32 protein-coding genes are annotated in these 26,800 nt (G+C 44.0%); 25 read left to right on the top strand and 7 right to left on the bottom strand.

From position 1 onward, the window contains the following. Position 1: 1 nt before the first annotated feature. The 13 genes from B6A27_RS13795 to B6A27_RS13855 all read left to right on the top strand — a co-directional run bounded on the left by B6A27_RS13795 (position 2) and on the right by B6A27_RS13855 (position 10,443). The gene (locus B6A27_RS13795) at positions 2 to 1,486 is read left to right on the top strand and encodes an adenosylcobinamide amidohydrolase (protein ID WP_066145567.1); all 1,485 of its coding nucleotides are present in this window, start codon (positions 2 to 4) and stop codon (positions 1,484 to 1,486) included. A gap of 17 nt (positions 1,487 to 1,503) precedes the next feature. After that, complete coding sequence (cbiB, locus tag B6A27_RS13800) at positions 1,504 to 2,436, top strand: adenosylcobinamide-phosphate synthase CbiB (RefSeq protein ID WP_080862488.1); 933 nt, start codon at positions 1,504 to 1,506, stop codon at positions 2,434 to 2,436. Beyond that, complete coding sequence (gene cobD / locus B6A27_RS13805; RefSeq protein WP_080862371.1) at positions 2,411 to 3,481, top strand: threonine-phosphate decarboxylase CobD; 1,071 nt, start codon at positions 2,411 to 2,413, stop codon at positions 3,479 to 3,481. Before cbiB ends, cobD begins: the two co-directional genes overlap by 26 nt. After that, positions 3,478 to 4,062, top strand: coding sequence for a bifunctional adenosylcobinamide kinase/adenosylcobinamide-phosphate guanylyltransferase (locus B6A27_RS13810; protein ID WP_080862372.1), 585 nt, complete (start codon positions 3,478 to 3,480; stop codon positions 4,060 to 4,062). Before cobD ends, B6A27_RS13810 begins: the two co-directional genes overlap by 4 nt. Further along, positions 4,035 to 4,808 (top strand): adenosylcobinamide-GDP ribazoletransferase, encoded by a 774-nt coding sequence (locus B6A27_RS13815; RefSeq protein ID WP_066145559.1) that lies wholly within the window; start codon positions 4,035 to 4,037, stop codon positions 4,806 to 4,808. The genes B6A27_RS13810 and B6A27_RS13815 overlap by 28 nt, the downstream gene beginning before the upstream one ends. Then, the gene (locus B6A27_RS13820) at positions 4,766 to 5,419 is read left to right on the top strand and encodes a histidine phosphatase family protein (RefSeq protein ID WP_080862373.1); all 654 of its coding nucleotides are present in this window, start codon (positions 4,766 to 4,768) and stop codon (positions 5,417 to 5,419) included. The genes B6A27_RS13815 and B6A27_RS13820 overlap by 43 nt, the downstream gene beginning before the upstream one ends. Beyond that, positions 5,353 to 5,766: a bifunctional adenosylcobinamide kinase/adenosylcobinamide-phosphate guanylyltransferase gene (locus B6A27_RS13825; RefSeq protein WP_080862374.1), complete on the top strand. Its 414-nt coding sequence runs from the start codon at positions 5,353 to 5,355 to the stop codon at positions 5,764 to 5,766. Before B6A27_RS13820 ends, B6A27_RS13825 begins: the two co-directional genes overlap by 67 nt. A 16-nt stretch (positions 5,767 to 5,782) precedes the next feature. Further along, complete coding sequence (locus B6A27_RS13830) at positions 5,783 to 6,355, top strand: cob(I)yrinic acid a,c-diamide adenosyltransferase (RefSeq protein ID WP_044742207.1); 573 nt, start codon at positions 5,783 to 5,785, stop codon at positions 6,353 to 6,355. 5 nt (positions 6,356 to 6,360) lie between these two features. After that, positions 6,361 to 6,861, top strand: coding sequence for an ECF transporter S component (locus B6A27_RS13835; protein WP_080862375.1), 501 nt, complete (start codon positions 6,361 to 6,363; stop codon positions 6,859 to 6,861). Next, positions 6,854 to 7,570 carry an ATPase gene (locus tag B6A27_RS13840; RefSeq protein ID WP_080862376.1) on the top strand — a complete coding sequence of 239 codons (717 nt, stop codon included), beginning with the start codon at positions 6,854 to 6,856 and terminating at the stop codon, positions 7,568 to 7,570. The genes B6A27_RS13835 and B6A27_RS13840 overlap by 8 nt, the downstream gene beginning before the upstream one ends. Before the next feature lie 111 nt (positions 7,571 to 7,681). Then, the gene (gene sigX, locus B6A27_RS13845; protein ID WP_080862377.1) at positions 7,682 to 8,230 is read left to right on the top strand and encodes an RNA polymerase sigma factor SigX; all 549 of its coding nucleotides are present in this window, start codon (positions 7,682 to 7,684) and stop codon (positions 8,228 to 8,230) included. Next, on the top strand, positions 8,208 to 9,335 hold the full coding sequence (locus tag B6A27_RS13850) for a hypothetical protein (protein ID WP_080862378.1): 1,128 nt from the start codon (positions 8,208 to 8,210) through the stop codon (positions 9,333 to 9,335). The genes sigX and B6A27_RS13850 overlap by 23 nt, the downstream gene beginning before the upstream one ends. A gap of 295 nt (positions 9,336 to 9,630) precedes the next feature. Further along, positions 9,631 to 10,443: a histidinol-phosphatase gene (locus B6A27_RS13855; RefSeq protein WP_080862379.1), complete on the top strand. Its 813-nt coding sequence runs from the start codon at positions 9,631 to 9,633 to the stop codon at positions 10,441 to 10,443. Between the two features lie 258 nt (positions 10,444 to 10,701). Here B6A27_RS13855 and serA read toward each other — a convergent pair whose 3' ends face one another. The 3 genes from serA to B6A27_RS13870 form a co-directional block, all read right to left on the bottom strand. Beyond that, positions 10,702 to 12,276 (bottom strand): phosphoglycerate dehydrogenase, encoded by a 1,575-nt coding sequence (gene serA, locus B6A27_RS13860; RefSeq protein ID WP_080862380.1) that lies wholly within the window; start codon positions 12,274 to 12,276, stop codon positions 10,702 to 10,704. Between the two features lie 183 nt (positions 12,277 to 12,459). Beyond that, the gene (locus B6A27_RS13865) at positions 12,460 to 12,960 is read right to left on the bottom strand and encodes an inorganic diphosphatase (RefSeq protein WP_080862381.1); all 501 of its coding nucleotides are present in this window, start codon (positions 12,958 to 12,960) and stop codon (positions 12,460 to 12,462) included. Positions 12,961 to 13,489: 529 nt separating this feature from the next. Beyond that, a complete protein-coding gene (locus B6A27_RS13870; protein WP_044742215.1) occupies positions 13,490 to 13,738 on the bottom strand; it encodes a ferredoxin in 249 nt (82 codons plus the stop codon). A gap of 605 nt (positions 13,739 to 14,343) precedes the next feature. Here B6A27_RS13870 and B6A27_RS13875 point away from each other — a divergent pair. The 5 genes from B6A27_RS13875 to B6A27_RS13895 all read left to right on the top strand — a co-directional run bounded on the left by B6A27_RS13875 (position 14,344) and on the right by B6A27_RS13895 (position 18,601). Further along, positions 14,344 to 15,405 carry a YpbB family protein gene (locus B6A27_RS13875; protein WP_080862382.1) on the top strand — a complete coding sequence of 354 codons (1,062 nt, stop codon included), beginning with the start codon at positions 14,344 to 14,346 and terminating at the stop codon, positions 15,403 to 15,405. Continuing rightward, positions 15,392 to 16,900 (top strand): RecQ family ATP-dependent DNA helicase, encoded by a 1,509-nt coding sequence (locus B6A27_RS13880; RefSeq protein ID WP_080862383.1) that lies wholly within the window; start codon positions 15,392 to 15,394, stop codon positions 16,898 to 16,900. Before B6A27_RS13875 ends, B6A27_RS13880 begins: the two co-directional genes overlap by 14 nt. After that, a complete protein-coding gene (locus tag B6A27_RS13885) occupies positions 16,884 to 17,474 on the top strand; it encodes a CPBP family intramembrane glutamic endopeptidase (RefSeq protein WP_066145535.1) in 591 nt (196 codons plus the stop codon). Before B6A27_RS13880 ends, B6A27_RS13885 begins: the two co-directional genes overlap by 17 nt. A gap of 11 nt (positions 17,475 to 17,485) precedes the next feature. Continuing rightward, positions 17,486 to 18,064, top strand: a complete 579-nt coding sequence (locus B6A27_RS13890; protein ID WP_066145532.1) for a LysM peptidoglycan-binding domain-containing protein — start codon at positions 17,486 to 17,488, stop codon at positions 18,062 to 18,064. 135 nt (positions 18,065 to 18,199) lie between these two features. Beyond that, on the top strand, positions 18,200 to 18,601 hold the full coding sequence (locus tag B6A27_RS13895; RefSeq protein ID WP_066146504.1) for a DUF2663 family protein: 402 nt from the start codon (positions 18,200 to 18,202) through the stop codon (positions 18,599 to 18,601). 70 nt (positions 18,602 to 18,671) lie between these two features. On the opposite strand, the gene B6A27_RS13900 is transcribed toward B6A27_RS13895, so the two are convergent. Genes B6A27_RS13900 through B6A27_RS13910 form a run of 3 tightly spaced genes read right to left on the bottom strand, consistent with a single transcriptional unit; the run spans position 18,672 to position 19,754 of the window. Further along, entirely contained in the window at positions 18,672 to 19,241 is a 570-nt protein-coding gene (locus B6A27_RS13900; RefSeq protein WP_066145530.1) for a manganese catalase family protein, read from the bottom strand. A 25-nt stretch (positions 19,242 to 19,266) separates the two neighbouring features. After that, entirely contained in the window at positions 19,267 to 19,527 is a 261-nt protein-coding gene (locus tag B6A27_RS13905) for a spore coat protein CotJB (RefSeq protein ID WP_044742221.1), read from the bottom strand. Next, positions 19,524 to 19,754: a spore coat associated protein CotJA gene (locus tag B6A27_RS13910; RefSeq protein WP_044742222.1), complete on the bottom strand. Its 231-nt coding sequence runs from the start codon at positions 19,752 to 19,754 to the stop codon at positions 19,524 to 19,526. The genes B6A27_RS13905 and B6A27_RS13910 overlap by 4 nt, the downstream gene beginning before the upstream one ends. A gap of 91 nt (positions 19,755 to 19,845) precedes the next feature. Here B6A27_RS13910 and B6A27_RS13915 point away from each other — a divergent pair, with 91 nt between their 5' ends. The 7 genes from B6A27_RS13915 to kapB all read left to right on the top strand — a co-directional run bounded on the left by B6A27_RS13915 (position 19,846) and on the right by kapB (position 26,257). Beyond that, positions 19,846 to 20,241 (top strand): hypothetical protein, encoded by a 396-nt coding sequence (locus tag B6A27_RS13915; RefSeq protein ID WP_080862384.1) that lies wholly within the window; start codon positions 19,846 to 19,848, stop codon positions 20,239 to 20,241. A gap of 14 nt (positions 20,242 to 20,255) precedes the next feature. After that, on the top strand, positions 20,256 to 21,032 hold the full coding sequence (locus B6A27_RS13920; protein ID WP_139788138.1) for a metallophosphoesterase: 777 nt from the start codon (positions 20,256 to 20,258) through the stop codon (positions 21,030 to 21,032). Positions 21,033 to 21,642: 610 nt separating this feature from the next. Beyond that, a complete protein-coding gene (locus tag B6A27_RS13930; protein ID WP_066145521.1) occupies positions 21,643 to 22,230 on the top strand; it encodes a genetic competence negative regulator in 588 nt (195 codons plus the stop codon). A 253-nt stretch (positions 22,231 to 22,483) separates the two neighbouring features. Then, positions 22,484 to 23,761: a Glu/Leu/Phe/Val family dehydrogenase gene (locus B6A27_RS13935; protein WP_044742226.1), complete on the top strand. Its 1,278-nt coding sequence runs from the start codon at positions 22,484 to 22,486 to the stop codon at positions 23,759 to 23,761. A 72-nt stretch (positions 23,762 to 23,833) separates the two neighbouring features. Further along, on the top strand, positions 23,834 to 24,826 hold the full coding sequence (locus tag B6A27_RS13940; protein WP_080862386.1) for a YpdA family putative bacillithiol disulfide reductase: 993 nt from the start codon (positions 23,834 to 23,836) through the stop codon (positions 24,824 to 24,826). Between the two features lie 34 nt (positions 24,827 to 24,860). Further along, positions 24,861 to 25,832, top strand: coding sequence for an asparaginase (locus B6A27_RS13945; protein WP_080862387.1), 972 nt, complete (start codon positions 24,861 to 24,863; stop codon positions 25,830 to 25,832). A gap of 38 nt (positions 25,833 to 25,870) precedes the next feature. Continuing rightward, complete coding sequence (gene kapB, locus B6A27_RS13950) at positions 25,871 to 26,257, top strand: kinase-associated lipoprotein KapB (RefSeq protein ID WP_066146501.1); 387 nt, start codon at positions 25,871 to 25,873, stop codon at positions 26,255 to 26,257. A gap of 187 nt (positions 26,258 to 26,444) precedes the next feature. Here the strand turns inward: kapB and B6A27_RS13955 are convergent, their stop codons facing one another. Beyond that, complete coding sequence (locus tag B6A27_RS13955) at positions 26,445 to 26,765, bottom strand: DUF1033 family protein (protein WP_139788126.1); 321 nt, start codon at positions 26,763 to 26,765, stop codon at positions 26,445 to 26,447. Between the last annotated feature and the right edge of the window lie 35 nt (positions 26,766 to 26,800).

The raw sequence follows: 26,800 nt of genomic DNA on the forward strand, positions 1-26,800 counted from the left end.
AATGATGTTAAACGTTCATGATGTTTCCTATCAATACGGAGAAAAAGCGGTGTTGCAGAACATTACCTTCACTGTGGAACAAGGACAGTTTTTTGGAATTTTAGGACCTAACGGCAGCGGCAAAACAACATTATTAAAGCTGTTAAGCAGAGAGCTTTCTTTACAAAAGGGGACCATTACACTGAACGCCGTCCCGCTTGCTTCCTTTTCGTCAAAAGAACTGGCGCGCCTTGTCGCTGTTCTCCCGCAAAGCGCCGATTCAGCATTTGGCTATACTGTCAAAGAAACGGTAGAGTTAGGACGCTATGCCCATCAAACAGGGTTATTTCCAACATGGACAGAGGAGGATGAACAGGCGGTAGCCGAAGCGCTTGAACAAGTGGGGATGGCACATAAAGAACAGGAAACCATCGACCGTTTAAGCGGTGGAGAAAGGCAGCGCGTCTATTTAGCAAGAGCGCTTGCCCAAAAGCCGAGCTTGCTTTTTCTCGATGAACCGACCAACCACATGGATATTGCCCAACAAATCAAACTGCTAGATCAATTAAAAAAATGGACAGAAGAAAATCAGTTAACGGTTGTAGCCATTTTTCATGATATGAATCTAGCTAGCTTATATTGTGACCGGCTTTTGTTGCTTCATGAAGGAAAGATGGCGGGACTCGGCGAACCAAGCGATATGATTGAAGAAAAACAATTAGAAACCGTATTTCAAGCGTCTGTGCGGCGTCAAGCGCATCCCGTTGTGTCCAAGCCGCTTCTCACGTTTGTTCCTCAGACCTATTCCGATACGAGGCAACAGAACGATTCCTTAAGTGCGTTAACGATTGCTCAAGACGGCGAACAGATTGTCATTACCACACCGCAGCCTTTTAAAGTGCTGTCATCGGCTGTGGTTGGCGCTGGTTTTCAATGGGCTACACACTTTGTGAATAGACATGTGCCGAAGCATTATCGCTGTGATGATCCAGAGACAGAAATGAAGCAATATTTACAATCCCATTCTTTTGCCGTGCATCGTACCATTGGCATGATGACCGCTGTCTATTTAGAGGATGCCGTATGGATAAAGAGCAGCGAAGAGGAAGTGCCATTATTCGTGATGGTGACCGCGGGCGTTGGAAATGCGGTGGATGCTGCAAAAGCGTGGGAAAAAAGGGAGACAGCGGAAGGAATCGGGACGATTAACGTATTTATTTTTATTGATGGCCAATTAAATGAGACAGCATTTGTACAGGCCATGATGACGACAACGGAAGCGAAAGTGAAAGCGTTATATGATGCACACGTACTTGATCCGGAAACACATACGCTGGCTACTGGCACATCCACTGATTGCATTGCCATTGCCTCATCACAAACAGGACGCTTGTTTGAGTATGCTGGAACGGCTACGCCGCTTGGCAAAGCGATTGGCCGTTTTGTGTATGAGGCGACAACGGAAGCGTTGCGCAAATATAAAAAACGGAGAGGCGATGGGAAGTGACCTATCATTTGCTCGCAATGGCTTTAGCGGTCGTCATTGATTTTTTCATCGGTGACCCGCGTTGGTTGCCGCACCCGGTGCGCGGAATGGGCCGATTGATTGCCTGGCTGGATCATCGGCTGAATCGTGGACGAATGCGGCGGGTAAAAGGGATCGTAACGATTGGAATCGTTGTTGCAGTGGTCTATGGAATCAGTTCGATCATCATATATGAAAGCTACCGCGTTTCCGTTGTATTTGGCGTCGTAATCGAAGCTTTGCTTATATTTACGACGATTGCCGCCAAAAGTTTAAAAGAGGCAGCGTGGAATGTGATGATCCCGCTTGAACAAGGAGATATAGAAAAGGCAAGAAACGAGCTAAGCATGATTGTTGGCCGCGATACGGAAACGCTGAATGAGCCGGAAATTGTTAGAGCTTGTGTCGAAACGGTGGCTGAAAATACAAGCGATGGAATTACGGCACCGCTTTTTTATGCGCTTGTCGGCGGCGGAGCATTGGCTTTAGTTTATCGCGCTGTTAATACGTGCGATTCTATGCTTGGCTATAAAAATGAGAAATATGGCGATTTTGGCTGGGCATCTGCACGGCTAGATGATGTATTAAATTACATACCAGCTAGGTTGACGGGAATTGTGATGGTGCTTGGAAATAGCCGGCACATTCGCGGCTGCCTTCGTCTGATGTTGCGCGATGCCCGCAAGCACCCAAGCCCGAATAGCGGTTGGGGCGAAGCTGCCATGGCTGCCTTGTTGGGCGTACAGCTAGGAGGAACCAACACGTATCAAGGCGTCATCTCGCAACGTCCGAAAATAGGAGAGGCGCTGGTTGAGCTGAAAAAAGAGCACATTCGCCAAGCTGTTCATGTGATGTTTCGAACGGTTGTCGTATTTCTTGCACTGCTTTCGTTAGGAGGGATAATCGTTGAAGCTGCCGGCACATGGAGCTAATCCGCAACAATTATATCAAAGCGTCGGTCTCTCTATTCCGGATGAATGGATTGATTTTAGTGTCAATACCAATCCGTTCCCACCTCCTCTTGCTGTCTGGCCTACACAAACGGAGTTTTATCAATGGGCAATGGAATATCCGGATCCGTCAGCTTCAGAATTGAAGCGCTATCTTGCGCGTATGGAGCAGATCGATGTTCAGCGAATACTGCTTGGGAACGGCGCTTCACAATGTATTGATCTTCTGGCGCAATTATTTTCCGGGAAACGAATCGGCATTGCGGAACCGACATTTTCTGAATATCGCCGCGCTTGTCTTGCCCGCGGCTGTGAGATTGTTCCCATCATGGCTGATGAAGCCAGCCAATGGACATACAAGCAAGAGGACTGGCTTAAGCTGATCGAACAGACCGATGTTATTTTCTTATGCCAGCCCAATAATCCGACTGGAATCGTGATGGAGCCTCAACAGCTCCGTTGGCTGTTGGAAAAAGCGGAGCAAAAACGGACGGTTGTCGTGATTGATGAGGCGTTTATTCCATTTTGCGAACCTTCTTTTACCGCTATAAAATGGCTAGATTTTTTTCCGCGTCTGATCGTGCTTCGTTCCTTAACAAAAATGTATCATTTAGCGGGGGTACGTGTGGGCTATATCGCAGCTCGTCACGAGATCATTGAGCAGCTTGAAGCACTTCAGCCGCCATGGAGCATAAGTCAAGTAGCACAGCAGCTCGCTCTGCGCCTGTTGCCAATGAACGAGTTTGTCGTCCATACGAAGCGAATGATCGCTAAGGAACGAGAGCGAATGACGGCGGCGTTTCGGCAATTGGGCTATTACGTATCACCATCAGCTGTAAATTTTTATTTGTTACGAGCGCCTAGTGGTTCAATGGATCGTTTATTTTATGATTTGCTACAAGAGGGATTCATTCCGCGGCATACAAAAAATTTCATGGGACTCGAGGGCCGCTATTTGCGTTTTGCTGTGAGGAGCAAAAGAGAAAATGATCAGCTTCTATCGTTTTTCACGAGGTGGCAGCCATGATGATCTTTATTAGCGGCGGTGTTCGCAGCGGGAAAAGCGGAATTGCGGAGCAATGCATTCAAGCGCTTGCTTCGCGGCAAAATACGGTCCATTATATTGCGACTGCGAAAACAACCGATCAGGAAATGAAGGAGCGCATCATTCATCATCAGCGACGGCGCTGTCAGCAATCCATCCAGTGGACCACGTGGGAGCAGCCGCTTCATTTACATGAGTTAGCCTCCCAATTTGGGCCGAATGATATCCTTCTTGTTGATTGTTTAACGAATTGGCTTGCGAACGAGTTATTTGATGAAGAGGGATGGGAAATAGAAGCGGTTTGCTTGCAGAAGGCTGAGAGGATGCTGCGGACTGTTTCACAATTGAGCACTGTTGTGAGAGCGCTTGTCATGGTATCCAATGAACTGTTTTCCGGGGGAGTGCCGCAAGACGCAGGAACCTATCATTTTATGAAAATGCTGGGCTGGCTTCACCAGCGTATTGTCCATAGCGCTGACTATGCGATTCTTGTACACCATGGTGTGCCGATTTTAAAAAAAGGAGAGTGCCTTCCATGGCTGTTAGGGATGGATGGGTTTTAGCCTTGCAATTTTTAACTGTTTTTCCATTGCGAAAAGAGGTGAATTGGCAAAGAGATACAGCCCGCTGGTCCGTTCGTTTTTTTCCGGCTGTCGGCTTATTGATTGGTGCAGCTCTGGCCGGCTGGTACCTCCTGTTAAGGTGGACACCGACGTCTTCGCTGTTTTTGGCCCTTTCGCTGCTATTTTTGTCTATTTTTTTATCGGGCGGGCTGCATGCGGACGGTTGGATGGATGTAAGCGATGCGTTTTTTTCGTATCGCGATACAGCTAGGAGACTGGAGATTTTGAAAGATTCACGAGTTGGGGCGTTTGCGGTTTTATCTGTCGTGTTTCTTTTAGCGTTTCGGTTTTTATTTTTATATGAAACAATCGTTTCTGGCATCTCGCCGCTCGTCTTTGTGGTCATTCCGTTTTTTTCGCGAACATTTATGGCGCTTTTGCTGATGGCAGCCCCGCTCGCTAAGCCGACAGGAATGGCAGCCGCGTTCCGTGAGCACGTAACGGGAGCGGATCAAGCGTTTATTCTTTCTTTTTTTGCCTTGACTGTTGCGATATTTGGATGGTTTCAGCCGCATCTGATGTTTGTATTATTGATTGGCGTTGTTCTTTCTTTTTGGATGGCGCGAACATTTTATAAACAGCAGTTTGGCGGTATCACCGGCGACATGCTTGGAGCGTTTGTAGAGGGAACGGAGGCATGGCTATGGTTTATCATCTGGCTCTTACATTTCTTCGTCATGGAATGACAAAAGCAAATAAAGAGAAACGCTATATTGGTTTTACGGATGTGCCGCTCGCTTTAGAAGAGCAGGCACGTCTCCAAGCGCGAGATCCTCGCGCTTATCCTCGCCCGAAGGTCGTGGTGACAAGCGATTTGTTGCGCTGTCGGCAAACATGCGCCCTGCTGTTTGGCGAGGAAGACGTGCTAGTTTGGGAAATGAGTGACTGGCGTGAAATTAATTTTGGAGATTGGGAAGGAAAAACGTTTGCTGAGTTGAAAGAAGTAAAAGAGTATCAGCGCTGGATTCAAAGTCCTTTTTCCATTGCCCCGCCCAATGGCGAGCATTATCGAGATTTTGGTCGGCGAATGGAGCAAGCCTTGGACAAAACACTCGAACTCGCTTGCCATACAAAATCGTCTCATCTTGTTGTCATTACACATGGGGGACCGATTCGCTATGTATTGGAGCGATATGCTTCATTAGAACGTCCATTTTGGGAATGGTCGATCCCGTTTGGCGGCGGTTTTATGCTGCAATCGACAGTCGAGCGATGGAAGGAGCGAAAACGATGCATTTCGTTAGTGGAGGTGCCTTTCAAGGAAAACGGAAATGGGTGTGCGACTATTATCAATTAAATGAAAAAGTGTGGTACCGTTGGTGCGATGGGTATAAAGGCGATTATTTTTTTCCGGAGGAAAAGATGGAGAATGTTGTCGTGTTTGAAGGGATGGAAGCATTGATTTGGCGCTTGCCAGATCGCGAACATTGGGCAATGTTTTTTCAGTCGTGGCATCAATGGGAGCAAAATAAGCCGGGAAGAAATGTGGTATGGATCGGTTGTGACATCACTCAAGGAATTGTGCCGCTTACAGAAGAAGAACGGGATTGGCGTGATGTAGCGGGGTGGTGCTACCAAGAGCTGACAAGCAGATGCAATCGTGTCGATCGCTTGTGGTGTGGTTTGGCCGAACGAATCAAATAAGGGGAGGAAAATCAAGATGAAATTGTATACAAGAAAGGGAGACAAAGGGAAAACAAGTTTAATAGGCGGACGCGTAGACAAAGACCATTTGCGCGTAGAAGCCTACGGAACATTAGACGAAGTGAATTCATTAGTAGGACAAGCCATGACACTGCTTGAAGAAGAGAAGTTTCAAGATATTTATAGCGAATTGCAAAAGATCCAACATGAACTGTTTGATTGCGGTGGTGATTTAGCCATTGTGAATCAAAAGCTTCCATATAAAGTGAAAGCAGAAATGGTCACCTTTTTAGAGCAAAGAATTGATGAATATATTAAAGAAGCGCCACCGCTTGAAAAATTTATTTTGCCGGGCGGTTCCAAAGCGGCTGCAGCCATTCATGTGGCACGGACGGTGACGAGACGAGCAGAACGTTGCATCGTGTCACTGAGCAAGGCGGAGCCGATCAATGAAATTGTTTTGCAATATGTTAATCGTCTTTCTGATTACTTTTTTGCAGCCGCTCGCGTGGTGAATGCAAGACTAAACGTGAATGACATTGAATATGAACGAAGCGCGATCGTTTTTCGTGATAAAGGAGAGCAATAAGCGATATGGGAAACCTTCATTTGAAACAGTTTGCCGCTTTGATTTTATGCATCAGTCTATCTGTCGTTGGCGCCTTATTAAAATTCCCCACTCATCTTGGCAGCATTGCTCTTGATAGCGCACCAGCTCTTGTGGCTGGTGCGCTGCTCGGCAAAAAGGAAGGAGCGCTTGTAGCTGCCGTTGGCCACCTTTTATCAGCCTGGTTTGCGGGTTTTCAGTTAGGGGCTTTTCACGGGCTGATTGCATTGGAAATGGCTGTGCTTGTTTATATATTTAGTTTACTGTTTCACAAGGGCTGGAGAAAAACAGCACATGCTGCTTTTTTTATCGGCAACGTATTTCTTGCGCCGCTTCCGCTTATTTTCAGCTTTGGGGGGATGTTTATCGTCGCTGTTTTGCCGGCTCTTGCTATTGCCACCGCATTGAATGCTGCTATCTGCTTTATTGTAGCGCCGGTGCTGCTGAAAACCAACATATTGGATCGTGGGAAGATGCACAATGCGTGATGTATTGTTCTTGCCGCTATACGAAAATGAAGAGCTTGTTATTGCTGCAGACGGTTCTGCTGCGATCGGCCTAAAAGAGCTGGATCTTGTTTGCGCATCATATGAGACAGTCAGCTATTTTGCCGCGCGTGTGGCGTTGATGGAAGCGTTATGTGTCGGCGCCGAACCCCTAGCTGCCGTTTTGCAAAATTTTAATGGTGATAAATCATGGGGGGCTCTTTGTGCAGGAGTTCGCCAGGCTTTGCTGGAGCTTAGCCTCTCCTTGCCGCTTGTCGGAAGCACTGAATCGAACTTTACCACACAGCAATCTGCGTTTGGCATTACGGTGGTTGGCAAGGTTCAAAACAAGCAAAAGCGAATGGGCATAACACCTCGCCATGCCAAATTCGCCGTCATTGGCGAGCCGCTTGTTGGCGATGAGGTGTTGAAGAAACAAGATCGTCTGCTTCCGCTGCCATTATTTCGTCAACTATTATCAAGATCGGAAATTTTTGAGCTTGTGCCAATCGGGTCAAAGGGAATTTGGTATGAGCTGCAACAGCTGTTAAACGATAATGGGCTGACAGCGTCAAGCTGCTACTGCCCTTTGCCGCTGCACGCTTCAGCGGGTCCAGCTACTTCGCTGTTGATTAGTTTTCAGCCGGAGATGGAGGAAGCTATTCGGAAAATGACAAATCGCTACTTTTTTCCTATTGAGATTGTTCAATAAAAAGGAAGAATATCTGTCATGTTCTTCCTTTTTTTATTGTAAAATTTTTAGGGAGCCTGTAACGAAACGGATAATTTTAACGACGAATATGGCAGAGCGGGAGGAAAAAGAATGGATTCCGTTTTTGACGAACTATATGAAAAATATCATCATGATCTGTTTCAATTTTTATTTTATATGGTGCGAGATCGCGAGCAAGCGGAAGATCTTGTTCAAGAAGTATACATAAAAGTGTTGAATTCATATGGACGTTTTGAAGGGCGCAGCAGCGAAAGAACATGGCTGCTATCGATTGCGCGCCATGTCGCCATCGATTTTTTTCGAAAGCAGAGAAGCTGGAGGGCTAAAATCATTGGATCATTTGATTGGACAGCTAAGCCCATTCAGGATCCGCAGGCGTTACCTGAGGAAGTAGCGCTGCAAAAAGAAGAAATTCAATTGATGTATCAATGTCTGGAAAGGTGCACGTTTGATCAAAGAAGCGTGCTGGTGCTTCGATTTATTCAAGGGCTATCGGTTTCAGAAACGGCTGAGGCGCTAGGATGGACGGAAAGCAAAGTAAAAACGACTCAGCATCGGGCGCTAAAGCATCTAAGACAGCAAATGGAGGAAGAGGCAGCGAAGGGAGGATGGCATCATGAAAAAATTCCAATGGAGTGAAGACGATATTCAAGTAGTGCTCAAGCAGATGCCGCTGGTGCATGACCGCCGCTCTAAAGAAGAGATTTATAACCAGATGCTTAAAAAGAAAAAAATAATTCGGAAAAATGGGCGAATCGTCTCCGCTCTTGTTTCTGTTGCTGCTGTTTGCTTTTTTATGATGATCGGTGCTTCTTTGAACTTGTCTTCGTCATCCAAAAAGGACAAAGCAGAAGAACATGAAAACGAAATGAAGGTGTTGATGAATGCGGAAGAATCGTCCCCAAAGCAAGCGGTGATGATGAGTACAGATTCAGCGGACAAAGTGGCTTCTCGCGTTGTTAAAGATCGTAAAGTGGTGGTTTTAGCGCTCCCGGATCTTAATAGAAAAGCGGTGATTCCCGTTAGCGTTTCTGCTTCACCAAACGAACATTCTCGAGAACGGCAGCTTCAATTTGCCAAAGAACAATTGCCAGGACAATTAGGGCTAGATAACCATTGGTTTGATCGAATAACGTTTTCTAATGCTTCTGGCGATCAGACTGAATGGGCGGTACACGTTGCGAAAAAACATCCGGTTTTTTCTAATGATCCGGCCGTGACGACGGTGTTTCTTTCTAGCATTGAAGAAACGATCCGTTGGCTTGGAGGAACGAATGTCCAATTTTTCACAGAACATAAAAAAGGAATTAATTTGCCATCTATCGGTCGTCTGGAATCGTTGCGTGTCTCTCACAAAAAACGGGCGTATTATTTTTATCAGTCCGATCCGTCCCATCCTTTGTTTCTCGCACCATCGACTGAGCCTTTTTCAACTATTGAAGATGCATTTCAAAGCATGCAAAGGATGAAAAGCGCCATTTTTCGTCCGTCTATTTCGCAACATGTACACATCATGGATATACAAAAACAAGGCAAGCATCTTATTGTTCAATTTACGCCCAGCTCTGTTTTGAACGAATCGGCTGCATCTCAATGGATGCTTGAAGCAATGCTGCTGACCGCGAGAGAATTTGGTTTTCATTCTGTTACGTTTTTGGGAGGCAACACGGAACAGGTGGGGCCTTATCGGTTGGGAGAAAGCATCCGTGTCCCGATTGCGCCGAATCCTCTATCCACACGCTAGCGAAAAACATCGGTGGTGGTGGAGGTTTTATTACAGTTTCGTAAAAACTGAAAGCGGACAGTTCTAATTGCTTCTCTTTTCACATAATACATATATGGTCAAAGGAATGAAAGGAGAGGGATTAGGCGATGGAAGATGTAATGAAACGGCTGCTTGCGGTGGCTGGCATGGTCATGTGTATTCGCTTGTTATTTTTCATTGGTCTTGCTGGATAATGGGTGAAAATTCAGGCAAATCATTGTCCTTCCGCTTAACAATAAGATATAATGAGGAAAACACAGTGGGAGGAGATTGTATGCTGACAGATTACCATAATCATTTGGAAAGGGGAACGCTGACGCTTGATTATTTAAAGCAATTCACCGACGAAGCGAAACGGAAAGGCATTCAGCATTTTGGCATTTCTGAGCATGCGTATCATTTTTATCAAACGAAAAACATTCTTTCCAACCCTTGGGTCGAAGAGCGGAGATATTATGATATGGCTGACTATGTCCGTTTGTTTCATGAGGCATGGGATGCGGGGATCGATGTGAAAATGTCGATTGAAATGGACTATACACCAGGAAAGCATGCAGAAATGGCGGCATTTATTCAAGCGTATGATTTTGACTATGTCATCGGTTCAATTCATTGGATCGATGATTTTGGCATTGATTTGGCTGAGTATCGAAAAGAATGGGAGCGTCGCGATTTATATGATACATATCGAAAATATTTCGATCAAGTTGTAACCTTGGCGGAATCGAACTTGTTCGATGTTATTGGGCATTTGGATCTAGTGAAAATCTTTAATTACGTGCCCAAAGATGAAGAGTTTTTGTATGAGCAGTATGACAGGGCGACAACCGCTCTTGCCAATTCGAAAACGTGCGTGGAAATCAGCACGGCGGGCTTGCGCAAACCTGTAGGCGAACTGTACCCTGACAGACGCTTATTGCAAATGTGCCATGATAAACGAATTCCTATTGTGCTTTCATCAGATGCTCATGTTCCTGAACATGTTGGCGCTGATTTTGACCAAGCGATTGCGCTTGCTCGCGAAGTGGGCTATACAGAGTTGATCACCTTCCATAAAGGTGAGCGGCAGGCGGTTCCGCTAGGATAATCAAAGAAAACGGCCGAATTTGCTAGCGGCAGGTCGGGACTTTTATCGTATCCCGACAGAAGACGCTCTTTCAGGTTTTCCAAAATCTCCCGCTTCGAAGCGAAAATGGGAGGAGTTCAAAGGAAGGACGAATTCAAGGAGCGGCTTCTTCCTTTAGAAGCGAATCAACGGAAAATGGCAATGGCTTTTTCATCAAGGAACAAAGGTTAGCCAGTAAAAAGGAGAACGATGGCCCCGTTCTCCTTTTCTATTATTCTTTTATAGCTCCAGTTTTTTCGCTGATTCAATATCTTCAATATCAACCAGTTTTTCTAACAGCCCGTCGTCGAGTGGCTTATCTAACGAAAGCATCATAATCGCTCTTCCGCCGGCTTGTTGCCGTCCTACCTGCATGGTTGCGATATTAGCATGATGGCTGCCTAATACGTTTCCAACCTTTCCGATCATTCCTGGCTTATCTTGATGTTGAATATAGAGAAGATGTCCTTCTGGCGCAAAATCGATCGAAAAACCATCAAAATAGACGATGCGGTTTCCGTAATTTGGAATATGAGTACCCATAATAGTAAATGTTTTATTTTCGCCATACACGGTTAACGAAATGCAGTTGGCATAGCCATGTGTTTGATCAGAAAATTTTTCCCCGAATGTAATGCCGCGCTCTTTAGCGATCATAGCTGCATTGACTTCGTTGACAGTCGAAGCGACACGCGGTTTTAAAAAGCCAGCAAGCAGGCTTCGCGTGATGTAGGTTGTTTCTAAATCAGCCACGGTCCCTGCGTAAGTCACCGTAATCTCTTGAACAGGAAGATTCATATATTGGGAAGCAATCATTCCCATTTTTTTCGCAAGAGTATAGAATGATTGAATTTTTTCGTACAAATCTTTAGACAATGTTGGTAGGTTAATCGAAGATGTGACTGGTTTTCCGTTTAAAAACTGAAGAACTTCCTCTGCTACTTGGGTAGCAACATTAAGCTGTGCTTCTATTGTGGATGCTCCAAGATGCGGTGTGACAATGACGTTATCAAAAGAAAGAAGCGGATGATCTCCAGGAGGCTCTTGTTCAAACACATCAAGAGCAGCCCCAGCGACATGGCCGTTTTCTAAAAATTTGACAAGAGCCTGCTCATCGATGATTCCTCCACGGGCACAGTTTAGCAAGTAAACTCCTTTTTTCGTTTTGGCGAGATTTTTTTCGCCAAGCAGCCCCTTTGTTTCTTTGGTTAGCGGTGTATGTACCGTAATAATATCGGAGAGAGCGAGCACTTCATCAAGCGAGCAAATCGAAACACCAAGCTTTTCCGCCCGTTCCTTCGTTAAGAAAGGATCATATACATGAACATTCATGCCAAATGCGCGCGCACGTTTAGCGACTTCTGAGCCGATTCGGCCGAAGCCGACAATGCCTAAATGTTTGCCGTGCAATTCGGAGCCTACGAAGGCGGAACGGTTCCATTCGCGCGATTTGACAGAAACATGTGCTTGGGGGATGTGACGAACGAGTGCGGCCATCATGGCAAATGTATGCTCAGCTGTGGAAATCGTGTTGCCATTGGGAGCGTTAATGACAACGACACCGTGACGAGTGGCTGCTTCAACATCAATATTATCGACCCCAACCCCTGCGCGGCCGACAATTTTTAAATTTGGCATTTTCACTAAAAGCTCTTCTGTTACTTTTGTAGCGCTGCGGACAAGCAAAGCGTCGAATTCGTGCAATCGCTCTTCGGCTTCTGTTACCTTCTTTTGCACAACTTCAATATGTTCGGATTTTCTGAGGGGGGCTAGACCTTCTTCACTGATTGGATCGGATACTAAAATGCGAAACAAAATGATGCACTCCTTTCAGGAACAACAATTCTGAATTTCTGATAATTTATCATAGGAGAAATAGTCTGTCAACGAAATATCAAGAAGTCATACAAATGTAAGCGTTTTTATAAGAAGTGTTCGGAATTTGCTAAAAAGGAAAGCCAAGCGGATGCTTTCCGCTTGGCTTCTCAAGTGATGGATTTATTTTTTTGTTTCTTGGTAGCGGGCGATGCACTCTTCAATTAGCTTAGCCGCAGCTTCTGGACCTTCCCAAGTGCCGATCTCTGTTCGCTTGCCCTGTAAATCTTTGTAGCGTTCAAAGAAGTGAGCGATTTCTTTTAATTTATGCTGCGGGAGGTCTTCGATGCTGCGAACTTCGTCGAAACGAGGATCTTCGACAGGGACACCGATGAGTTTAGCATCTTCTTCTCCACTGTCTACCATATTTAAGTAACCGATGACGCGAGTATCAATAACGCAGCCAGGGAAGGTCGGATTGGTTGTGATGACTAAAATATCAAGCGGATCGCCATCAAGAGCAAGCGTATTCTCTAAATAACCATATTCTGCTGGATAAAACATTGGAGAGAATAATACACGATCTAGTTTAAAGATGCCGCGCTCTTTATCAAATTCATATTTGTTTTGACTGCCTGTCGGAATTTCGATAAACGCTTCTACTATTTTGTTTTCAAACGACATGACTCATTTCCTCCTTCTTGTATGTATGCGCTTCTATTATAAAACACAGTAGCAAAATATAGCAATATGCCTGTGGTGCTGAGTGGATGCTGAAAGCTCGTTTCTTGCAAACAGCTCTCATATCTATATGATATAGTCTATGAATCTATTCATTACTCGTGGAGCTAGTTGGGCATTATTAGCCATGATGATCGATACAACTTGATCTTTCAAACATTGCTCTTATATGACAGTCGATAGTTGGCGCTCGGTCACGCCAAAGTGTGGCCGTGACAAGTCACCGCCTTGCCTTTTGACCACGGGCTTTTACAGATACCATTCATTCATTAAATATATAGCCAATAAGGGAATCGGTTGGATCTGGCGCCACGAATAATGAATGGATATTGAACACATTCACCGATCCATCTCCTATCTCTAAACGAAAGGATTTGTTCCAATGTGCTGGTTTGTTGGGTTCAAGCCGATGGCACTACGAAAAGCAAATAAAATCCCCCTCTTACCTTGTTCAAGAGAGGGGGATGGGGACTTACTCAAACTTGTTTGGATCACCATCAAATGGCTCGTCAGCAACTTTGATGGAGTCAGTTGGACAGCCTTCAAACGCATCCATCATATCATCAAGGAGAATATCTGGAATTTCAACGATTCCTTGGTTATCATCAAGCGTTACATAGGCAATTCCTTCATCATCGTAGTCGTAAATGTCTGGAGCCGCAGCGCCGCAAGCACCGCAAGCAATACAGGTTTCTTTATCAACAATCGTATACTTTGGCATAAAATGACCTCCCCAATTCGATTTGCGCCGGTGAATAGACCGTGCATATGTAACCAAAACATATTCTCTATCCCTATAATAAAGTGCTTTGTCCAACTTTTCAACCTAAAAGTCAAGTGAGAATAGCTCTCATAGCTGTATAGATCAAGCATCGCTGCTAATCTATCCATTGTGAAGTCTTCCAACTCTAAGCGGAGGGGATGGATTCCGAGTTGTCTTTTTGAGATGGTACCCGGGGACTTGTCAAGCGAAGAAGCGGTAAAGACAAGTGATGAAACTTCCTCGGTCCGCTGCAGCTATCCATCCTCTCTCTATTCGAGCTCCTTAAGTTTATATTTATTATATACACGAACAGGATGAACGTTTCCACTTCATTCGAGTTTTGGTACAATCGATGTAGGCTGGGATCGATATGATAAAAAGATGTAGAATGATGAAGGATGACTAGCGGCTTTTTGAGGATCTGTTCGTTTGCTGGCAACAAAAGCGCGAATGAAGAACAGGGGCAACTTCTGCCATGTCCAAGAAGAAGACCAGAACATCCGCTCGTTCCTGATAGATGCTCATTTTTTGGAGGCAATATGACTTGTAAGAGGCGATGATGGATGGATAGGACCTTGCATTTTCTTCTTTTATTTTGTTTACAGCGTTTTAACGGTGAACGTTCTCTATCGGCTGTTTACCATTTACTTTCAGGAAAGAAATCAGCGCAAACGCTGCAAGATAGCAAATGGTTCCGACTAGAGAAATTATTTGGAGCATATAAGGATGTTTCCGGGTACGAGCTTGAGAAGGCGGCTGCAGAGCTTATGACCGACCAATGTCTCTCACTTGTCGGTGACCGTTCCTATGTATTAACAGAAAAAGGTGAGGAGCAGTTTGAACGTTGGCTCCCCTCTGCTCGTTTTTTGAAGCACTTAAATGGATTTTTATATCATTCGGTAGATACATTATTTTGGTACCGGCTGTCGCTTTTTGTGCAGACAATTTCTAACCTTGTTCATAAATGCCGATTTGAACCGATTCATCGACATGAAGCAACATTTGAATGGGTAAAGAGATACATATTTTCACAAAAACGAACAGCTTCTGAATGGGCGCATGCTTTGTATAACGAGCTGGTGGATCTGCTTACAGCGCTGTCGGATGAAGAGGCGGAGATGTTAACGCTACGGCTTACCAGCTTTGAACGGATTGGCTGGACAAATGAGCAGTTAGCCGCTTTCTTCAACAAAGATTCGCTTTACATTCAGCTTATGCTCCAGCATGTTCTTCACTATATGATGGAAAGGCTGGTGCGTGATGCCGCTTCCTTTCCGATTTTGCACGCATTAGCGCGCGATCTCGTTTCTCCTGTTTCGTTGACGCGATCGGCGCAAAAAACGTATGAGTGGCTGCAAAGTCAAAAGGATATTGAAGAAATAGCCCGGATTCGTGGATTAAAACGGAGTACAATTGAAGATCATATTGTGGAAATTGCTGCGAATGTTCCCGGTTTTTCGATTGAACCATTTGTTGATGAAAAAACGAGAAGAAACGTTATGAAAGCAACAAAAGAACTGGGAACCAAACAATTAAGAAAAATCCGTAAGGCTGTTGGAGATCATGTCAGCTATTTTGAAATTCGGTTGATCTTGGCAAAGGCAGGGGAAGCTGGTGAATCTTGAACAATTATTGGAGAAAGCGTTTGGTTATCGTTCGTTTCGACCGGGACAAAAAGAAATTATCGAAGATGTTTTGAAAGGAAACGATGTATTGGCGATGCTGCCAACAGGCGGGGGGAAATCGCTTTGCTATCAGCTTCCTGGTTATATTTTTTCTGGTCGTATTTTAATTATCTCTCCGCTTGTTTCATTGATGGAGGATCAAGTGCAGCAGCTACGAAAGCGCGGGGAAAAGAGAGTGATTGCGATTAATAGCTTTCTAGCAAGCAGTTTGAAGCAGGCGGCGCTGACCGATTTGCGCCCATTTCGCTTCATTTATGCATCTCCAGAAATATTGCAATCACCAAAATGGATAGAAGCCTTACAGAAAGCGGGAATCTCTTTATTTGTTGTGGATGAAGCTCACTGTATTTCACAGTGGGGGCATGATTTCCGTCCTGATTTTTTGAAGCTTGGCCATATTCGCCATCAGCTTGGAAATCCGCCTTGTTTAGCATTAACGGCTACAGCACCTCCTGAAGTTATAAATGATATTTTAGCTACATTGCAGCTGAAGCAGGCACAGCTGCACATTCATCCTGTCGATCGTCCGAATATTGCGATGAAGGTGGAGTGTGTTTCATCCGTTGAAGAAAAAGTAGAGAGGATATTTCATTATGTAAAAATATTGCAAGGCCCAGGAATGATCTATGTTTCAAGCCGGCAATGGGCCGAGGTCCTTGCCCGCAAATTGCAGGGGGAAGGAATGGAGAAGGTGGCTTATTATCATGGAGGAATGGATGCGGAGCAGCGCATGCTTATTCAACAACAGTTTTTGTGCGATCAACTGCAGCTCGTCTGCTGTACAAGTGCTTTTGGAATGGGCGTAAACAAAGAAAATGTTCGTTATGTGATTCATTTTCATTTGCCCGGGCAAATAGAAGCGTACATGCAAGAAATTGGACGAGCAGGCCGAGATGGGAAAAATAGTGTTGCGATTTTACTGTATACCCATGGCGATGAGGAAATGGTACAATCACTTATAGAAACAGAGCTGCCAGCTCGTGAACAAATTCGGTTGTTTATAGAGCATAAGAGATTTTCAGAACCTGAATGGTCTTCGCAGGTACCTAGTGCGATGCTAGGTCTGAGCGACACGCAATGGCGAATTTTGCAGTACATGTTTGAAAGCGAGCAACTAGCTTCGCAGAACCTTGACAAGGTGGAAGCGAACATATTACAAATGATCGAGGCGAGAAGGAGATGGAAGCAAAAAAAGCTACAGCAAATGCTGAAATGGCTGTTTCATTCCTCGTGCCGCCGCCAGCAGCTTTTATCGTATTTTGATCAGCGGCTTGTACAAAAGCCAAGCATGTGCTGTGACATATGCGGTTTTTCGCTTCATCACTATGAAAAACGTGCAGCGCAGAACGAAGACACATGGACGTTCCACAGCTGGCAAAAAGAACTGCAGCGAATGTTTTTTGAAATGGGGAGCCTTCATGAGCAGACAAAGTAAACAAATTCAAACCATGAGTGATCGAGAAGTACTGCGTCATTTATATGTGACGCAAGGGCTGCTCCTCATTATTTCCAGCGGGTTAGGCTGGTTTTTGTTGGATGGGACGGCATTCGAACGAATGTGGCGCTGGGAGACCGCGACAGTTGTTTTATACGGGGGCGGTGGCGCGCTTCTGGTACTGGCGCTTGAGTTTTTGCTGCTTCGTTATTTGCCAAAAGAGTGGTATGACGATGGAGGCATTAATGAGAAGCTGTTTCAAACTCGTTCACTTCCTCACTTGCTTTGGCTATGCCTTGTGATCGCTTTTACTGAGGAATGGCTGTTTCGAGGGGTCCTTCAGACACGCTTCGGCTTATTGGCAGCAAGCCTTATTTTTGCTGTTTTACATGTTCGTTATTTGGCAAAATGGTTTTCGTTTATCATGGTGATGCTGCTAAGCTTTTTTCTCGGCTATCTTTATGCTTGGACCGGAATTCTTTGGGTCACCATTTCCGCCCATTTTTTCATTAATTTTGTGCTGGCTGTTCATATTCGCCTTGACTATCTTCAAGCGAAGCATCCAGAGGATTGAGGTGAACAATATTGAAGCATGCTTATGACCAAGCTGAGCTGTTGCGTCAGCAAACCAATGATTGGAGGCAGCCTGAAAAAAAAATGGATGTGCTTGCTCTCCCGTCTCGCAGTGAAGTACATAAACGGAAACGGACGAAACAAAAGAAGAAAAAAAGAAAATGGAAAATCAAATATCCGCTGATCCGGCTATTATTCGTATTTTTTATTCTTTTACCTGTTACGATTTTAATTGTCCATCATCTGTATGATGATGACTTGCCTGTCGTCACGGTGCAAACAAGCAGCAGCTACGAGCCGATTGATATTGAAAGAGAGCAAAGCGAAAGCGAGAAAATACCAAAGCGGCCAACACAGCAGAAGACGATCGTAAAGTCCGATACAGAGAACTCTGAAGCCGCAGAGAAAAAGCAGGAAAAACCGCAAGTCACTACGCATGTCGTCAAAGAAAACGAGACGCTTTTTAGCATTGCGATGGATTACTACAAAACGGAAAAAGGAATGGAGATTATTAAAAAATGGAACCATCTCCAAACCTCACAGCTCCATAAAGGACAGGTTTTGCAAATCCCCAATATTTCATTAAAATGAAGGGACGAATATCGTCTCTTTTTTTGTTCTATTTTATTGTGCTTGTACATAAGATGGAAGTAACCATTTAGTTAAAGGGGAACGGTTGCCGTGGATGAATGGCTTTCGGGACTAAAGGACGAAGTAACAAAGCAAATGCTGCTCGGAGTGATTGAAAAAAAAGAAAAATGGGAGAAATTCAAACAAAAAGTGAAAATGCTACAAATCGTGACAAGTATCGGATTTATATTGTTTTTTATATATATTATATGGGAGATCGCGCCTTTGGGCGGTACGGTTGCTAATGTGATGACACAGTTTTTCGGAAAAGTAGAGCACTTATATGCTTTATTGCTTTTGTTTACGTTGTATTGGGCTATATCATTTTATAAGAACAAATGTGAGAAAGCAGAAGAGGAATTTCATTTGCTGCGCTGTGAAATTATTCAAAAAAGTGCTGAATTATGGAAAAATGAGGAGGAGTGGAAGGAACGGCATAAATGGTTTGAAATGATGAAAGCGAAATATGATATTAACTTATTTTATGAAAATAGCTGAATGAGGCGATCATTCAGCTATTCTCAGTCCTTCGAAAAGCAAACGGATTTTTTTGCACGTCCTGCCGTTATTAAAAAATCTTTTTGCGGTCACGCTCTTCTTTTAAAATTTCAACCGCTTCACGGAATCGCTGAGCATGAACGATTTCTCGCTCGCGTAAAAACCGCAAACCATCATTTAAATCAGGGTCGTCGCTCATATTAATAATCCATTGATAGGTCGCCCTTGCTTTTTCTTCGGCCGCGATATCCTCGTATAAATCAGCGATTGGATCGCCTTTTGCTTGAATATAGGCGGCTGTCCATGGTACCCCTGCGGCGTTGTTATAAAAAAGAGCGCGATCGTGATTGACGTAGTGGGCATCTAAGCCGGCTTCTTTTAACTGTTCAAGGGTTGCATCCTTGGTTAATTTGTAGACCATGGTGGCGATCATTTCTAAATGGGCAAACTCCTCTGTGCCGATATCAGTCAATAATCCAATCACCTTATCAGGAATAGAGTATCGTTGATTTAAGTAGCGAAGAGCGGCCGCAAGCTCGCCATCAGCTCCGCCATATTGCTCAATTAGATATTTCGCTAATTTGGGATTACATGTGCTGACACGCACGGGATACTGTAACTTTTTTTCATAAATCCACATGTTGCTTCCCCCTTGATCTCGTCATTTACACTTGCCATGGCCATGGAGTATCGTCCCAATTCCAAGGGTAGCTCGAATAACTATTGCCGAATTGCTGGAGAGGGCCATAGGTTTCTTCATATTGTTTTTTTAATTGTTTTCTTTTTTGAGCGAATTGGTTAAATTGCTGAATGGCTTGATAATCATTTGGATGAGTGTCAAGGTAGAGAGTTAATTCAACAAGCACAAAATCAACAGCCTGCAATTGTTCAAGCAACTCATAATATTCTTTTGGTAGCTGCTTCATTTGTAATCACCCTTGTTTGCCATTTCGTATGGGCTGTAATAAGGATCGTAAAATACCTTCCAAAGCGTTCCTTTTTGTAATGCTTCATGAGGAGAAAATTGCGGCAAGTTTGGCGGTTGGAAGCCGAGGTACAAATTCGGTGCCGTCACATATGTTTTGACACGGATCGGCGGGCAAGGGTCAAATGGGCTGATATATGGATAGTATTGCTTTCGCGTAGTGAACATGCATACGCCTCCTTTACAATCAAGCTTCAGTCTATGTTTATGCATACGTTTCTTTTTTCATGAATACATGTAAAGAATAGGGAGGGATGAGATGCGGCAGCAGCTTTTTTATGTGGCGGTTGGCTACGTATGTGGCTATTTGATGATTTCCTGGATGCCAGATGTGACTCCGTTTACTTGGGTCAATTTTTTGGCTGATTTTACATTTCGCCCGCTGCACTCATTTTTGGCAATGGCTTGCTTTTTTATTGGCTTTCTTGCCAATGCCATGGCCATCCGAACAATGGTGGAAGGGGCGGTTCAGCTTTTCATTAGGAAAATCGTCAATTGGTATGAATGGCTAGCGAGTTATACGGTAGTGGGCAGCTTTTATTGGTTGTTTCATCTTAATAAACGCTTATCGCTTTTATTTTTCATTTTTTCTGTTGTTTATGGTATGATAGCGGTAGATTTTTCATCTGGTCATCGGTATAAAAAGCTTTTGTAGGAGAAGAATTTATGATGATGCTCGTTCTGTTTTTTTGTATAGGCTTGGTCGCATATATGTGGTGGGAAGCGCACCGAAATCGGATTGTGAACGTACATGTAGCATTTTCCGATTTTCCGAAAAGCTTTCGGGCGTTGACCATCTTTTTTATTTCCGATATTCATCGCCGCCGCGTGTCTAAAAAAATCATTGAGCAAGCGCAGGAGAAGGCAGATATCGTTGTTATTGGCGGAGATTTGACAGAAAAAGGGGTGCCATTGGCACGCACAAAAGAAAATATACGGCGTTTAAAGCAAATTGCGCCGACGTATTTTGTTTGGGGAAATAATGATTATGAAGCGGATTATGAAAGACTGGACGCGCTTTTGCGGCAGGAAGGCATCCATGTTCTAGATAACCGAGCAGTTACGCTTCGGTCCAAAGAAGGAGAAAAAGTAGCATTGATTGGGATTGATGATGTTAGCAAGAGGAAGGCACGCCTTGATTCTGCATTGTTTGGCGTGGAAGAAGAAGCATTCCGCATCATTGCTTGCCATAATCCAGAAATAAAAAGGAAAATTCGTCCCGCTCACCGCATTGCGCTTGTACTCAGCGGGCATACTCACGGGGGGCAAATTCGTTTGGGACGTTTTGGAATTAAGGAAAAAGGGGGGCTGAAACAAATCAAACAAACGGTTCTGTTCATAAGCAACGGATATGGGACAAGGCGCATTCCCTTGCGTTTTGGAGCGCCTGCTGAAGCGAATCTCATTACGATTGAGTGCAAAGCTGAAGATGCTCCAAGAGCCTAGATTTTTCTGCTTTTATCTATAATATACGTCAATATATGTTCATGACGAAAATAGTGATTATTAGGAAAGATAGAAATAGGATTTTATGGAATCGATGACGTTTTCTTATTGGCGAATAGGAAGTGTTTGCAGGATAGCTGCACCTGAACATTTTTACATCATTCACCGAAAAGTCTCCCCCTCTTGACGGAGTGCAGGTGGGGGAGATTTATTTTAGAGCACTTGTGATGCAGAATCAAATGGATTCACTTATGGTCATCGTTTCATGTAATGTCACACTAGCGCCACGGGTATGGGAGCTTCTTTGCTCGGCAACAGGACAAGCTTTGATCGTAATTCTGTCTGGTTTGCAAAGGAATATCGTTGAACAGATCGTGATGTTTGGCTGGAGATTGCATAAAAAATCCGCAAATTCAATTTTATGAACGTTTCTTAAGCTGCTTTGTTGCTTCATAAATGAGGAAGTAAGAAAAAACTACATATTTGCACATATTATGCTTGTCTAAATAGATAAAAACGATGTAAACTCAATAATAACAATAGAACCATTTACAGTTTCTTTCATACAATGAACATAAGAAGATGGCTGTGTAGGTAAGGAGGGGTGTTGATGCGCCTTGAACGCTTAACCCACAACAAAATAAAAATTTTCCTCACCTTTGATGATTTAATGGATCGCGGCTTAACGAAAGATGATTTATGGAAAGACACGTTTAAAGTGCAGCAATTGTTTCGCGACATGATTGAGGAAGCCAACGAAGAACTTGGTTTTGAAGTAAATGGCTCCATTGCGGTGGAAGTATACTCTTTACCGGCACAGGGAATGGTTGTGATCGTAACGAGCGAAGACCAAGAGCATGATTTTGACGAAGAGTTTGCTGATGATTATATTGAAATGCAAGTGACGCTCGATGAGAGCGAGGATATATTTTATGAGTTCCAAACGTTTGAAGATGTCATCCAGTTGGCTCATCGTCTTTATGCTATTGGCTGCGTGGACGGCACGCTGTATTCGTATAATCAACGCTTTTATTTGCACGTCTCAGAAGAGCCGCCTGTTGCTGCCGATGATTTTATCGCTATATTAGCGGAGTTTGGCAGCTCATCGACGATCACGATTCATCGTGTTGCAGAATATGGAAAAAAAATAATGGACCATCGTGCCATTGAACAACTTGTTCGATATTTTCCGGCTTAATCGCTTTTTTGATTCAGACTCCTGAGCAAAGGAGTCTGATTTTTATTTTTTCAGAAAACATTATACAATGGATGTATAGAACGAGGCTGAAAAATACAGTTGTTGATATAGTAAAGAATGTAAGCGGTTGCAAATCAAGAAAAACAAATAAAAAATTGATTTTTTTACTTTGCATAAACAAGAGGAAGGTGTATACTATGACATGAAAGGTGGACAATATCATTATCAAGTGATTTGTATGGGAGGTTTACGTATGGTAGCCGACAAGCATACCAGCGAAGAAAAGCAAGAAGAAAAACACGACGTGTTAAAAGCAACGCAAATCGTCATACATAGAGCGTTGGAAAAGCTCGGTTATCCTGAAGAGGTATATGAGCTATTAAAAGAGCCGATTCGCATGCTGACAGTGAAAATTCCTGTGCGCATGGATGACGGTACTGTAAAAATTTTTACCGGCTACCGTGCCCAACATAACGATGCGGTTGGACCAACAAAAGGGGGTATCCGCTTTCATCCGAACGTTACAGAACGTGAAGTGAAAGCGTTATCGATTTGGATGAGCTTAAAATGCGGGATTGTTGATTTACCGTATGGCGGCGGAAAAGGCGGGATTGTTTGCGATCCGCGCAATATGTCGTTCCGTGAGCTAGAGCGGCTAAGCCGCGGATATGTCCGCGCAATCAGCCAAATCGTCGGGCCGACAAAAGACATTCCGGCTCCAGATGTCTTTACGAACTCGCAAATTATGGCATGGATGATGGATGAGTATAGCCGTATTGACGAGTTTAATTCTCCTGGATTCATTACAGGAAAACCGCTTGTGTTGGGTGGTTCACACGGTCGTGAAACAGCCACAGCGAAAGGGGTCACGATTTGCATTCGCGAAGCTGCGAAAAAGCGCGGCATTCAACTGGAAGGCGCGCGTGTTGTTGTGCAAGGATTCGGAAATGCAGGCAGCTTTTTAGCGAAGTTTATGCATGATGCCGGCGCAAAAGTGATCGGTATTTCCGATGCATATGGCGCGCTTTACGATCCGAACGGCTTGGATATTGATTACTTGCTTGACCGTCGAGATAGCTTTGGAACTGTCACGAAGCTATTTAAAAATACAATAACCAATAAAGAGCTTTTAGAGCTAGAGTGCGATATCTTAGTTCCAGCAGCAATTGAAAACCAAATTACTGAAGAAAATGCCCACAACATCAAAGCGAAAATTGTTGTTGAAGCGGCTAACGGTCCAACAACGCTGGAAGCGACAGAAATTTTAACACAGCGTGGCGTTCTCATCGTTCCAGATGTATTGGCAAGCGCCGGCGGTGTAACCGTTTCTTACTTTGAATGGGTGCAAAACAATCAAGGGTACTATTGGACAGAGGAAGAAGTTGAAGAAAAACTTGAAAAAGTGATGATAAAAGCATTCAACAACGTGTATGAAACCGCTCAGACACGCCGAGTGGATATGCGCTTGGCCGCTTATATGGTTGGCGTTAGAAAAATGGCCGAAGCTTGCCGTTTCCGCGGATGGATTTAATTGAAATCTATACAAAAATCCCCTATCATTTTTTAGGTAGGGGATTTTTTATTGCCTCAAGGAGGGAAAGAAATGAAGCAAGAAAAAATCATTATTGTCGGTGGAGGGCCATGCGGACTTGCTGCTGCTATTGCTATGCAGGATGCGGGCTATACGCCGTTAGTGATAGAAAAAGGGAATATCGTCAATGCCATTTATCATTATCCGACACATCAAACGTTTTTTAGCACTAGCGACCGCCTGGAAATTGGTGGGGTGCCATTTATTACGGAAAATCGCAAGCCAAAGCGTAACCAAGCGCTCGCTTACTATCGCGAAGTTGTGACGCGCAAGCAAATTCGCGTTTATGCGTTTGAAAAGGTGGAACAGGTTGTCAAACAGGAAAACGGAAAGTTTGCTGTCAGGACCACAAAAGATCAATACGAAGCCGATTACGTCATTATTGCGACAGGATATTATGACAATCCTAATTATATGAATGTTCCTGGAGAAGAATTGCCTAAAGTGATGCATTATTTTAAGGAAGGACATCCATATTATAATACAGACTGTGTGGTGATTGGCGGAAAGAATTCAAGTGTTGATGCAGCTCTGGAGCTAGTAAAGGCAGGGGCTCGAGTAACGGTACTGTATCGTGGCAGCGCTTATTCGTCAAGCATTAAGCCTTGGATTTTGCCGGAATTTGATGCGCTTGTGCGCCATGGCACAATTAAAATGGAATTTAATGCCCATGTAAAGGAAATTACAGAAGACGCCGTCATTTATGAAGTGGACGGGGAATGGAAGAAGATAAAAAATGATTTTGTATTTGCGATGACCGGTTATCGCCCCGATCATGAATTTTTAAAAAGCATGGGTGTGGGCATTGATGCAGAAACAGGTCGGCCGCTTTATGATCCGGATACGATGGAAACGAATGTGGCTGGCATTTTTATTGCCGGAGTGATTGCTGCGGGAAACAATGCCAATGAAATTTTCATTGAAAACGGTCGGTTTCATGGTGAGCAAATTGCCGCTTGCATCGTTGCACGCGAAAAAGCGGCTGAGGTTCGCTTAGAGCTGTAAACGGGAGACTAAAAGGGGTATAGGTGATCTAAACGTGAAAAAACGAAAAGTGGTTCTTATTACAACCGGCGGTACGATCGCTAGCAAACTGAATGCTGCATCAGGACGTTTATCTGCCGGAGTGCTAACCGGCGAGGAGCTTGCTTCGATGTGTCATTTGCCCAAAGATATTGAAGTCGTTATTGAGAGTGTTTTTCAACTGCCAAGCATGCATATGACGTTTTCGAATTTGGTGCATTTGAAGGAACGGATTGAATATTATTTCCAAGATCGTTCAGTCGATGGGGTCGTGGTCACGCATGGCACGGATACGCTTGAAGAAACAGCCTATTTTTTAGATTTGACGATTGCTGATGAGCGCACAGTTGTGGTGACTGGCTCTCAACGATCTCCAGTTGATTTAGGGAGCGATGTCTATATTAATATTCGGCATGCCATATACGTCGCATGCGCCAACGAGTTAAGGGGAGCAGGAACGGTTGTTGTTTTTAATGAGCGCATTTTTCCAGCCAAATATGTAAAAAAAGAGCATGCATCGAATATCCAAGGCTTTAATGCTTTTGGATTTGGTTATTTGGGAATTATTGATAACGATGAAGTGTATGTATATCAAAAGCCGGTGAAAAGGGAGCATTATAAGCTTGTGCGCGAGATCCCGGAAGTGGATATTATTAAATGCTATTTGGAAGCGGACGGGAAGTTTATTAAAGCAGCAAGGGAAAGCGGCGTTGCTGGAATAGTGCTTGAGGGGGTTGGCCGTGGACAAGTCGCGCCGAAAATGGCTGAAGAGATCGAGAGAGCCATTAAGCAAGGCATTAAAGTTGTCATCACAACCAGCGCAGAAGAAGGAGCGGTATATACGACCTATGATTATTTAGGCAGCGCGTATGATTTATATAAAAAAGGCGTGATATTAGGGAGCGATTACGATTCAAAAAAAGCGCGAATGAAACTGGCGGTTGCTTTAGCAGCGGATTGCGACATAGCGAATATTTTTGAACAGTAAAGAATGGCGGCTTTGCCTTGGGAAGGGAGCGGAAAATGATGAGCGAGTCATTAAAAAGAGGAGACCTAGTGATCGGTATTTACAAGACAGGAAAATATATTGGAGAAATTACCGATATACGCCCACAGCATTATTTAGTGCGTGTCAAAAGCGTGTTAAAGCATCCGATGCAAGGAGATCTGCATCAGCCGAAGCAGGCTGATGTCCCTCTCTTTCATGAGCGGCGTGCGCTTGCTTTCAATGAACAAGCGAATATGCCGAAGCCAATGGTACGTTTATACGAGGGAGAAGTGCTCGACTATCACGAATCATTAAAGCAAGCGGTCGATGCTATGAAAGAAGAACTGCTCGCAGACGGCAGCGAATGGGCCCTAAAAAGTTTGGAGAACGTAAAAGTATTGGAGCAAGATTATTTTCGCGAATAACACTTTCAGCTTACAGTGGAAAAATTTAATCATAATTGAAGAGAAATGTTTTTTCCATCCGAATCGATCTAAACAATGGCCGGAATTTGTAAAAAACGCTGGAGCATGCCCCAGCGTTTTTTACTGTCATTCCTATTAGGCAAGAGAGACAGCGTGTCTTTTTACATTTTCGAAAAGATGGATTTTGTTAATCCATGTGGCTAGGTTCAAACAGACGATCTTGATAAAAGAGCAAAATACCATGATACACTTGCAAAAACTCGTCACACGCTTCGCAGTACACTTCCTCGCCATCGTTCCAAAAACAGGCGATGGATGATCCTTTGATTTGATAGTGATCAAATCGTTGGCGATGCGCTTCAACGAGCGCCTTGTATTGTGCCATCGCTTCTTTTGAATTGGTGAATTGCTTTTGTTCTTTAATTTGCTTCTCCCAGCCATCGAGAAAATACCATGGTTCAACTTCTCCTTCAGTAATAAGGATGGACCAGTGTTTTTGATTTTCCATCGTGCTTTCAGTATCCTTTCCGTTCGATTCTATTT

The organism is Anoxybacillus sp. UARK-01, from assembly GCF_002075365.1.
Lineage (GTDB): Bacteria > Bacillota > Bacilli > Bacillales > Anoxybacillaceae > Anoxybacteroides > Anoxybacteroides rupiense.

Coding starts and splice junctions, on each gene's coding strand:
- B6A27_RS13795 (WP_066145567.1), top strand. CDS start 2: ATGATGTTAAACGTTCATGATGTTTCCTATCAATACGGAGAAAAAGCG.
- cbiB (WP_080862488.1), top strand. CDS start 1,504: ATGGCTTTAGCGGTCGTCATTGATTTTTTCATCGGTGACCCGCGTTGG.
- B6A27_RS13810 (WP_080862372.1), top strand. CDS start 3,478: ATGATGATCTTTATTAGCGGCGGTGTTCGCAGCGGGAAAAGCGGAATT.
- B6A27_RS13815 (WP_066145559.1), top strand. CDS start 4,035: ATGGCTGTTAGGGATGGATGGGTTTTAGCCTTGCAATTTTTAACTGTT.
- B6A27_RS13820 (WP_080862373.1), top strand. CDS start 4,766: ATGGTTTATCATCTGGCTCTTACATTTCTTCGTCATGGAATGACAAAA.
- B6A27_RS13825 (WP_080862374.1), top strand. CDS start 5,353: ATGCATTTCGTTAGTGGAGGTGCCTTTCAAGGAAAACGGAAATGGGTG.
- B6A27_RS13830 (WP_044742207.1), top strand. CDS start 5,783: ATGAAATTGTATACAAGAAAGGGAGACAAAGGGAAAACAAGTTTAATA.
- B6A27_RS13835 (WP_080862375.1), top strand. CDS start 6,361: ATGGGAAACCTTCATTTGAAACAGTTTGCCGCTTTGATTTTATGCATC.
- B6A27_RS13840 (WP_080862376.1), top strand. CDS start 6,854: ATGCGTGATGTATTGTTCTTGCCGCTATACGAAAATGAAGAGCTTGTT.
- sigX (WP_080862377.1), top strand. CDS start 7,682: ATGGATTCCGTTTTTGACGAACTATATGAAAAATATCATCATGATCTG.
- B6A27_RS13850 (WP_080862378.1), top strand. CDS start 8,208: ATGAAAAAATTCCAATGGAGTGAAGACGATATTCAAGTAGTGCTCAAG.
- B6A27_RS13855 (WP_080862379.1), top strand. CDS start 9,631: ATGCTGACAGATTACCATAATCATTTGGAAAGGGGAACGCTGACGCTT.
- B6A27_RS13865 (WP_080862381.1), bottom strand. CDS start 12,960: ATGTCGTTTGAAAACAAAATAGTAGAAGCGTTTATCGAAATTCCGACA.
- B6A27_RS13870 (WP_044742215.1), bottom strand. CDS start 13,738: ATGCCAAAGTATACGATTGTTGATAAAGAAACCTGTATTGCTTGCGGT.
- B6A27_RS13875 (WP_080862382.1), top strand. CDS start 14,344: ATGGATAGGACCTTGCATTTTCTTCTTTTATTTTGTTTACAGCGTTTT.
- B6A27_RS13885 (WP_066145535.1), top strand. CDS start 16,884: ATGAGCAGACAAAGTAAACAAATTCAAACCATGAGTGATCGAGAAGTA.
- B6A27_RS13895 (WP_066146504.1), top strand. CDS start 18,200: ATGCTGCTCGGAGTGATTGAAAAAAAAGAAAAATGGGAGAAATTCAAA.
- B6A27_RS13900 (WP_066145530.1), bottom strand. CDS start 19,241: ATGTGGATTTATGAAAAAAAGTTACAGTATCCCGTGCGTGTCAGCACA.
- B6A27_RS13905 (WP_044742221.1), bottom strand. CDS start 19,527: ATGAAGCAGCTACCAAAAGAATATTATGAGTTGCTTGAACAATTGCAG.
- B6A27_RS13910 (WP_044742222.1), bottom strand. CDS start 19,754: ATGTTCACTACGCGAAAGCAATACTATCCATATATCAGCCCATTTGAC.
- B6A27_RS13915 (WP_080862384.1), top strand. CDS start 19,846: ATGCGGCAGCAGCTTTTTTATGTGGCGGTTGGCTACGTATGTGGCTAT.
- B6A27_RS13920 (WP_139788138.1), top strand. CDS start 20,256: ATGATGCTCGTTCTGTTTTTTTGTATAGGCTTGGTCGCATATATGTGG.
- B6A27_RS13930 (WP_066145521.1), top strand. CDS start 21,643: ATGCGCCTTGAACGCTTAACCCACAACAAAATAAAAATTTTCCTCACC.
- B6A27_RS13935 (WP_044742226.1), top strand. CDS start 22,484: ATGGTAGCCGACAAGCATACCAGCGAAGAAAAGCAAGAAGAAAAACAC.
- B6A27_RS13940 (WP_080862386.1), top strand. CDS start 23,834: ATGAAGCAAGAAAAAATCATTATTGTCGGTGGAGGGCCATGCGGACTT.
- kapB (WP_066146501.1), top strand. CDS start 25,871: ATGAGCGAGTCATTAAAAAGAGGAGACCTAGTGATCGGTATTTACAAG.
- B6A27_RS13955 (WP_139788126.1), bottom strand. CDS start 26,765: ATGGAAAATCAAAAACACTGGTCCATCCTTATTACTGAAGGAGAAGTT.